Here is an 8289-nt window from a genome sequence, read left to right on the forward strand (position 1 = left end):
TGATGCGCGATGGCTCTGAGGCCGCAAAACCTCAGAGCCGCCAAATGCTTATTTTATAAGAGTAGTACAGGTACTTGTAACTTTTTTGTTTCTTTAATCATGTCAACGATATTAGTTCTAAGCAATTAGAACAGTTTTAAGCTCGAGGCTTATAACTTACCTTTTAAGGTGGCTATAGCAACGGGGCTCACCTCTTCCCATCCCGAACAGAGTAGTTAAGCCCGTTAGCGCAGATGGTACTGCTGTATTGTGGGAGAGTATGTCGCCGCCTTCTTCTTAGAAACCCTTCATCAAACCGATGAAGGGTTTTTTTATGCAATAATGTGAAGTATTGAAACGTATCATAGCGTACAACAACTACCTGTCTGTGTTGAAATCAGTTATTATGGAATTATTAATTGTACTATTATACCAGAGTCATTTATACAGCTATATCAAGCTTTTGCGCTCCTCTTTTTACATAATCGATAGAATTGTAAGAGAGTAGTAGCTATCACTGCAGTGTGTTTATCATACATCCTATAGTTCCTCAAATTACGATGCCGGTATCCTATAGAAACACTAAAGCAGCCAACTGGCTGCTTTAGTGTTTTTAAATTTTATTATGCGTCTGTCCTAAACCTTCGGAAGATCACCATCCCCCTTTACAGGTAATTTTGAATTACCCATCAGAAATTTATCGACGTGATATGCTGCTTCGCGCCCTTCAGAAATAGCCCATACTATAAGTGATTGTCCTCTGCGCATGTCACCGGCAACAAATACGTTCTTCTTATTAGTTGTATAGGATTTATTTCCTTTAATATTTGTTCTCTCATCTATTTCCAGTCCCATTTTTTCTGCCAGAGATTTTTCTGGACCTGTGAAGCCGAGTGAAAGCAGTGCAAGATCACAAGGCCATTCCTTTTCCGAGCCTTCCACTTCTTTAAGCTGCGGCCTTGAGCCAGGTTGTTTGATCCATTCTACCTCCACGGTTTTCAGAGCTTTTAATTTACCACTCTCATCCCTGATAAACTCCTTAGTTTGTATGCTCCAGTTTCTTTCAACTCCTTCTTCGTGGGAAGAACTCGTCTTCATCGTAAAAGGCCAGTATGGCCAGGGATTATCTTTGGTGCGCTGTGATGCCGGCAAGGGCATGATCTCGAAATTGATTACCGACTCTGCACCGTGCCTGTTGGCAGTACCAACACAATCTGAACCAGTATCTCCCCCTCCAATCACAATTACATTTTTTCCTTTAGCGTTATATTTATCGTCCAGGTTATGCAAGCCATCAACATGCTGATTGTTATGGGTTAAAAAATCCATTGCCTGTACCACACCTTCAGCATCAGATCCTGGAATGGGTAGCTTCCTTTTTTCCGTAGCCCCGCCGCATAAAACGACTGCATCGAAAGCATCCAACTCTGCTATATCATAGTTGTTTCCAACTTCTGTCTCTGTTTCAAAAACAATTCCTTCAGCTCTTAGAATTTCGAGTCTTCGGTCTATAACGTTCTTTTCTAATTTAAAATCTGGTATACCATATCGTAAAAGTCCGCCAGGTTTGGCACCGCGTTCGAAAACTGTCACCTCGTGACCAGCTCTGTTCAATTGTTGGGCAGCGGCAAGTCCGGCAGGTCCACTACCAATCACGGCAACACTTTTGCCGGTTCGCGTTGGAGGTATTTCAGGCTTTATCCAGCCTTCTTTGAATCCTCTTTCCACAATATACTTCTCGATCATTTCTATCGCTACAGGAGGCTCTATAATGCCTAGAACACAAGCCGACTCGCAAGGGGCAGGACATAATCTACCGGTAAACTCGGGGAAATTATTAGTAGCATGAAGAATGTTCAGCGCTTTTTGCCATTCATTTTTGTAAACGGCATGGTTAAAATCTGGAATTAGATTCCCTAAAGGGCAGCCAGAATGACAAAAAGGTATTCCGCAATCCATGCATCGGCCTCCCTGCTTTTTGAGTTCCTGTGTAGGTAACTCCATCTGGAATTCATTATAATTTTTAATTCTATCCTCAGGTAATATTCTTTCCTCGTCTTTTCTTTCGTATTCTAAAAATCCTCTAATCTCTCCCATTCTTACGCCGTTTTAAGAGTTTGCTCATTGTTTTCTTTCATTTTCTGTAATGCCTTTTTATATTCGGTAGGCATGATTTTAATAAAGCCTGAGCTACTTTCTTCCCAGTTATTCAATATTTCTCTGGCCGCATCACTTTCTGTGTATTGATAATGCTTCACGATCAAATCTTCAATCTCCGCAATATTTTCTTCGGAAAGTTGTTCGAATTCGATCATTTCCATATTAAATTTATTACGGTCTATTAGATGATCTGGGTCATAGATATAAGCTATACCACCACTCATACCTGCTGCGAAGTTTCTACCTATTCCTCCAAGAATGACGGCAATTCCTCCGGTCATATACTCACATCCATGATCACCTATTCCTTCGATCACTGCTTTCGCTCCGGAATTTCGAACGCAAAAACGTTCTCCTCCAATTCCATTTATATAAGCTTCACCAGCAGTTGCACCGTACAAGGCAACGTTTCCAATGATCACATTGTCTTTTGAAGAAAAAGTCGCCTCCTTTGGTTTCCGAATAGACAGAACCGCACCAGAGAGACCTTTTCCGAAGTAATCATTTGAGTTCCCTTCAATATTCAGGTTGAGTCCGCGAGCGGCGAATGCACCAAAACTTTGTCCTGCAGATCCTTTAAAATTCAAAGTCAGCGTGTTTGGAGGTAGTCCATTTGCGCCATGAATTTTAGATATCTCGTTACTGATTATGGCTCCGGTTGTGCGGTTGGTATTATCAATAGGATATTCCAGTGTAACCTGTTCTTTTCGATAGATTGCCGGGTGAGCATGCTTCAGGATATCAAAATCCAGAACACCTTCCAGGTTGTGTAGTTGCTTCTCAGTATTTGACAGTGGAACCTGTTCACTCAAGTTCGGCTTATGTAATATGTTTGAAAGGTCTATTCCCTGGGCTTTATAATGTTTGATCGCCTTGTTCATATCGAGTTTCTGGCATTGACCTACCATTTCATTGATATTGCGATAACCCAGCTGGGCCATGATCTCTCGCAATTCCTGCGCTATGAAATACATGAAATTGATCACATTTTCTGGTGTGCCTTTAAAATTCTTTCTTAATTCAGGATCCTGGGTTGCAATTCCCACAGGGCAGGTATTTAAATGACAGGCGCGCATCATGATACATCCAGATGCTACCAATGGTGCTGTTGAAAAACCAAATTCTTCAGCTCCCAACAAGCATGCGATGGCTACATCACGGCCCGTTTTTAATTGTCCGTCACATTCTACTACGATCCTGCTTCGCAGATTATTCAGTAATAAGGTTTGCTGAGCTTCCGCAATTCCAAGTTCCCAGGGTAATCCTGCATGTCTTAGAGAAGTAAGCGGAGACGCTCCGGTTCCTCCATCGTATCCTGAAATTAGAACCACATCTGCCTTTGCTTTTGCCACACCGGCGGCAATAGTTCCCACACCAATTTTGGAAACCAGCTTTACATTAATTCTAGCTTCCCGGTTTGCGTTCTTTAGGTCAAAAATGAGTTGCGCCAGATCTTCAATCGAATAGATATCATGATGAGGAGGCGGAGAGATCAATCCCACATATGGCGTGGAATTTCTTGTCTTAGCAATATCAGGATTTACTTTCGGGCCAGGTAACTGTCCTCCTTCACCGGGTTTTGCACCCTGAGCCATTTTGATCTGAATTTCTTTGGCATTCGATAAATAATCGATACTCACACCAAATCTTCCTGAAGCGACCTGTTTAATTGCTGAATTTCTCCAGTTTCCATCAATATCCTTTTGAAAACGACCTGGATCTTCACCACCTTCTCCCGAGTTACTTTTTCCTTTGATACGGTTCATGGCTACTGCCAGATTCTCGTGTGCTTCTTTACTTATGGAACCAAAGGACATCGCACCTGTCTTGAAACGTTTTACAATTTCTGTCCATGGTTCGACCTCTTCAATAGGAATAGGATTCAAATCCTTGAATTTGAACATTCCTCTAATGGTCATTAGCCTTTCGGTTTGCTCATTAATGATCCTGGAATATTCAGTATAAGTATCATAACTATTTTGTTTGACTGCCTGCTGTAATTTGGCTACACTGGCAGGATTAAAAACATGACGTTCGCCATTTCTTCTCCAGCGGTAATCCCCACCAATTTCCAGGTCAAGATCTGAATCTGTTTCCGGAGGAAAAAATGCATGTTTATATCGTTTCTGAATTTCCTTTTCTACCTCATATAAACCTATTCCTTCAATTCTTGTTGGAGTATTGCAGAAGTATTTGTTCACAAACTTTTTATTGAGCCCAAGTATTTCGAAGATTTGAGATCCACGATAAGAGAGCAATGTGGAGATCCCGATTTTATTCATGATCTTGATGATACCTTTTCCAATTGCAACATTGAAGTTCTTTACCGCAACTTCAGGATCTTCGATCTCAATCTCCTTCTTTTCTACGAGGTCATAAATAATTTCATTGACCATGTATGGATTGATCGCGCTGGCACCATAGCCGAAGAGTGCTGCAAAATGATGAGGCTCTCGAGGCTCTGCAGATTCGATGACAATTCCAAAACTCGATCTACGGTTATAATCCTTTACACGGTGGTGTACATAGGAGCAGGCCAGCAAAGACGGGATTGGCGCCAGGTTTTTGTTTACATTTCTATCAGAAAGGATAATGACATTGCAGCCATCATCCACAGCATCTGTAATTTCCAGGATCATTTCATCCAGCCGGTCCTCCAGCCCGTTCATACCTTTCTCTGCGGAATAAAGCATCGAAATACTCTTGGCCTTAAAGCCAGGATAGTCGATATATTTGATCTTATCCAGGTCTTCATTGGAAATAACCGGATTTTGAATTTTAAGCTTTTTAGCCTGTTCCGGAACGATATCGAATAGATTAATATCCTCTCCAATAGTAAGGCTAATGTCTGTAACAATCTCTTCCCTTATTCCATCTAAAGGCGGATTGGTTACCTGGGCAAACAACTGCTTGAAATAGTTAAATAATAATTGAGGTTTATCTGAAAGTACTGCCAGTGGAATATCGGTTCCCATAGATCCAATAGCTTCTTTGCCATTTGATGCCATGGGACTTATAATGGTGGTTATATCTTCATAAGTATAACCATGAAGTTTTAATCTGGTAATGTAATCAACATCTTCAACAGGTGTTTGATTTCCCGTGTAATTTACATCTGCCAGATGTAACAGGTTGTCATCCAGCCATTGCTGATATGGACGCTTGGAAACAATTTTTTCTTTTACTTCTTCATCCTCGATGATTCGACCTTCAATCATATCTACCAGAAACATTCTTCCTGGTTCAAGTCTTCCATGTTTTAAAACATTCTCAGGTTTTATGTCCAGGACCCCGGTTTCAGACGACATTACTACATAACCGTCTTTAGTAACCGTGTATCGTGAAGGTCTCAATCCATTTCTATCCAGGAGTGCCCCGATGTAATTACCATCGGTGAACGGAATAGAGGCGGGTCCATCCCATGGTTCCATGATACAGGCATTATATTCATAGAAAGCTTTTTTGCTTTGTTCCATGGAAGGATTTTTTTCCCAGGCTTCAGGAACCATCATCATAATGGCTTCCGGCAGTGATCTTCCGGTTTGTAACAGGAGTTCCAGCGCCATATCCATTGAAGCTGAATCTGATTTGCCATCCAGAATTACCGGAATGATCTTCTTGATATCAGCCCCAAATTCTTCACTCTCGAAAAGTTCTTCTCGCGCTTTCATCCTGCTCAGATTCCCGCGAAGCGTATTGATTTCACCATTATGGCACATATACCGGAAAGGCTGTGCCAGGTCCCATGTTGGAAAGGTATTGGTAGAAAAACGCTGGTGCACCAGGGCGAGTTTTGTGATTACCTCGGGATCATTCAAATCCTTATAGTAGATATTGATATCCTGGGGCATTAGTAAGCCTTTGTAGATGATCGTATTGGTAGATAAGCTTGAAAAATAGAAATAATCACTTTGCGCCAGGCCAGAGTGTTCAACTTCGTGCTCGGCAATTTTTCTGGCAGAGTACAATCTTTTATTAAAAGACTGTTCGTCTATTTCAGTTCTCTTGCCAATGAAAACCTGTTCAACCGCGGGTTCAACATTTGATGCCATTTTCCCAAGGCAGGTATGATTTACCGGGACTTTACGCCAGCCCAGAATTTCCAGGTCCTGATTCACGACATGCTTTTCAAAAATACTACGACAAAGTTCAGCCTGATTCTTATTCTTCGGAAGAAATAACATTCCTACTGCATATTCCCGAAAATCAGGTATTTCAAACTCACACACCTTTTTAAAATAAGCGTGAGGTACTTCTATAAGAATTCCTGCACCATCTCCCGTTTTACCATCGGCACTTACTGCACCACGATGCTCCAATCTAATAAGAATATCAATAGCCTTGTGAATGATATAGTTGGTCCTTTCCCCATTCAAATTACATATAAACCCTGCTCCACAGTTATCACGCTCGTTTAGAGGAGAGTACAACCCCTGTTCCTTTATTCCCATAAGTTCATTATCTATATAAATCTCTTAAAGTTAGTTAAAACTGATCAAAGGATTTACCTGAATTCATTGGAAACCAGAACTTTTCAGGATTTAATAATTTGAGTTCTTTTGATTGAGAATATTTAAAATTAAAGGGCGTAAAAATCAATTTTTTCAATTCGAAGCAATGTAGATTGAACTAAGGGTTTTCCCCTATTTTAGACAATTCTTAAAAAAATTAGGATATCGAGTGGTAAAATTCACTAAATTTAACTAATTAAAATTCAGTGATTTAGCATCTGCTGTAAGTGTCTGTATTTACTGAAAATTCGTTTTACACCCCTCGATGAGCCAGTGCAGTTCTGCACTACAAACTGTTCTATACAGGTCAAACTTTATACTCTATTTTCTTATTGAAGACTGCCCGGTCTACTTTTACTTTTTAATGCTTGTTATGGTTCTAACCATTAAATCAATCATTATGGAAAAAATTACTTTCTCTCCACATTTCAAAGTTTCCGGACTTTCGTATCTAATTGCGCTCGCAATGTCTTTAATTGTGTACACTGAAGTACATTCCCAAATATTGCCTGGCTTTACTGATGGTGATTGTTATAGTAACAATCCTGATCTGCAATCTTCCGCAACCAATCGTGATGGAGAACTGGATTGGGAGGACGTGTATAATGGTAATCTTCAGGTTGTGTACCCCAACAGTATTACCACCGGAATTCAATTTGATGATGGTACTACTGAACCCGATCGAAGCTTTATAGGAGGTAACACCAAGGATCATATTGATCTTTCTAGTTGGCAGAATCAAGCAGGAACCTCCAGTGATAAAAGCGATATTGGTCAGGGAGGCGCTGTCCTCATTAATGGCATTATATATTTCTTCGGAAACAGGCTATCTTCAGAAGGGACAACGAATATAGGTTTCTGGTTATTTCAACAGGATGTTCAGAGTCTTGATGGTTCTTTTTCAGGAATTCACGAAGTTGGGGATATTCTCATAGTGGTAGAAGTTACGAATGGTGGAGCCATCGGGACCGTTAATGCATTTAAGTGGGTTGGTGCTGGTAACGGTACTATTCCGCAAAGTTCTAAAACCTTAGTACAATTGAATACAACCAACAATACCTTGAACGCTTATAGAAATATAGATCATGAATCGACACCATGGCCACACCAGGCTAAAAATGATCCTACGCCAAACAATCAACCACCAATTACTTTTTTTGAAGGTTTTATAGATATAGCCAGTCTTAATCTTGCCGATACCTGTTTTTCGTCTTTTCTTGTAGAAACCAGATCGTCCTCTGTAGTAACGTCTGTTCTCGAAGACTATCTTGGTGGAGGATTCAATGTTCAGCCAGAAGTTACGATTGATGATATAACCGAATGTGCGGAAAACTTCCCGGTGGACCTTGTAGCGAAGGTTGATGGTGGTTTATCGCCGCTTACATTTGAGTGGAAGAAAGATGGAGTGACTTTGGAGAACGAGTCTTCATCTACTATTTCTGTAAACGATGCTGGAACATATTCGGTTATAGCCATAGGAACTGGAATTGGCGGTTCCGGGAATTGTAGTTCTGAGTCAGATTCGGCTATAATAACTAAGATTTCCAATCCCGCACCATCGGTAGATGATGAATCAGTCTGTGCTGGCGCTATGGCAACATTCAGTACTGCAGATCTTGGGGATGGTTTTACCTATCAG

General features: G+C 40.8%; 3 protein-coding genes and 1 rRNA gene. 2 read left to right on the forward strand and 2 right to left on the reverse strand.

From position 1 onward, the window contains the following. Positions 1-164 precede the first annotated feature (164 nt). A 5S ribosomal RNA gene (gene rrf / locus G529_RS0108310) occupies positions 165-274 on the forward strand. Between the two features lie 341 nt (positions 275-615). Here the strand turns inward: rrf and G529_RS0108315 are convergent. Together G529_RS0108315 and gltB are read right to left on the reverse strand one after the other, a co-directional pair. Beyond that, the gene (locus tag G529_RS0108315) at positions 616-2076 is read right to left on the reverse strand and encodes a glutamate synthase subunit beta (RefSeq protein ID WP_026915089.1); all 1461 of its coding nucleotides are present in this window, start codon (positions 2074-2076) and stop codon (positions 616-618) included. A 2-nt stretch (positions 2077-2078) separates the two neighbouring features. Continuing rightward, a complete protein-coding gene (gene gltB / locus G529_RS0108320; protein WP_026915090.1) occupies positions 2079-6590 on the reverse strand; it encodes a glutamate synthase large subunit in 4512 nt (1503 codons plus the stop codon). Positions 6591-7050: 460 nt separating this feature from the next. Here gltB and G529_RS16615 point away from each other — a divergent pair. After that, positions 7051-8289, forward strand: a 1239-nt coding sequence (locus G529_RS16615) for a hypothetical protein (protein ID WP_422678727.1), incomplete at its 3' end; no start/stop codon positions are given.

The organism is Christiangramia portivictoriae DSM 23547, from assembly GCF_000423045.1.
Taxonomy (GTDB): Bacteria; Bacteroidota; Bacteroidia; order Flavobacteriales; family Flavobacteriaceae; genus Christiangramia; species Christiangramia portivictoriae.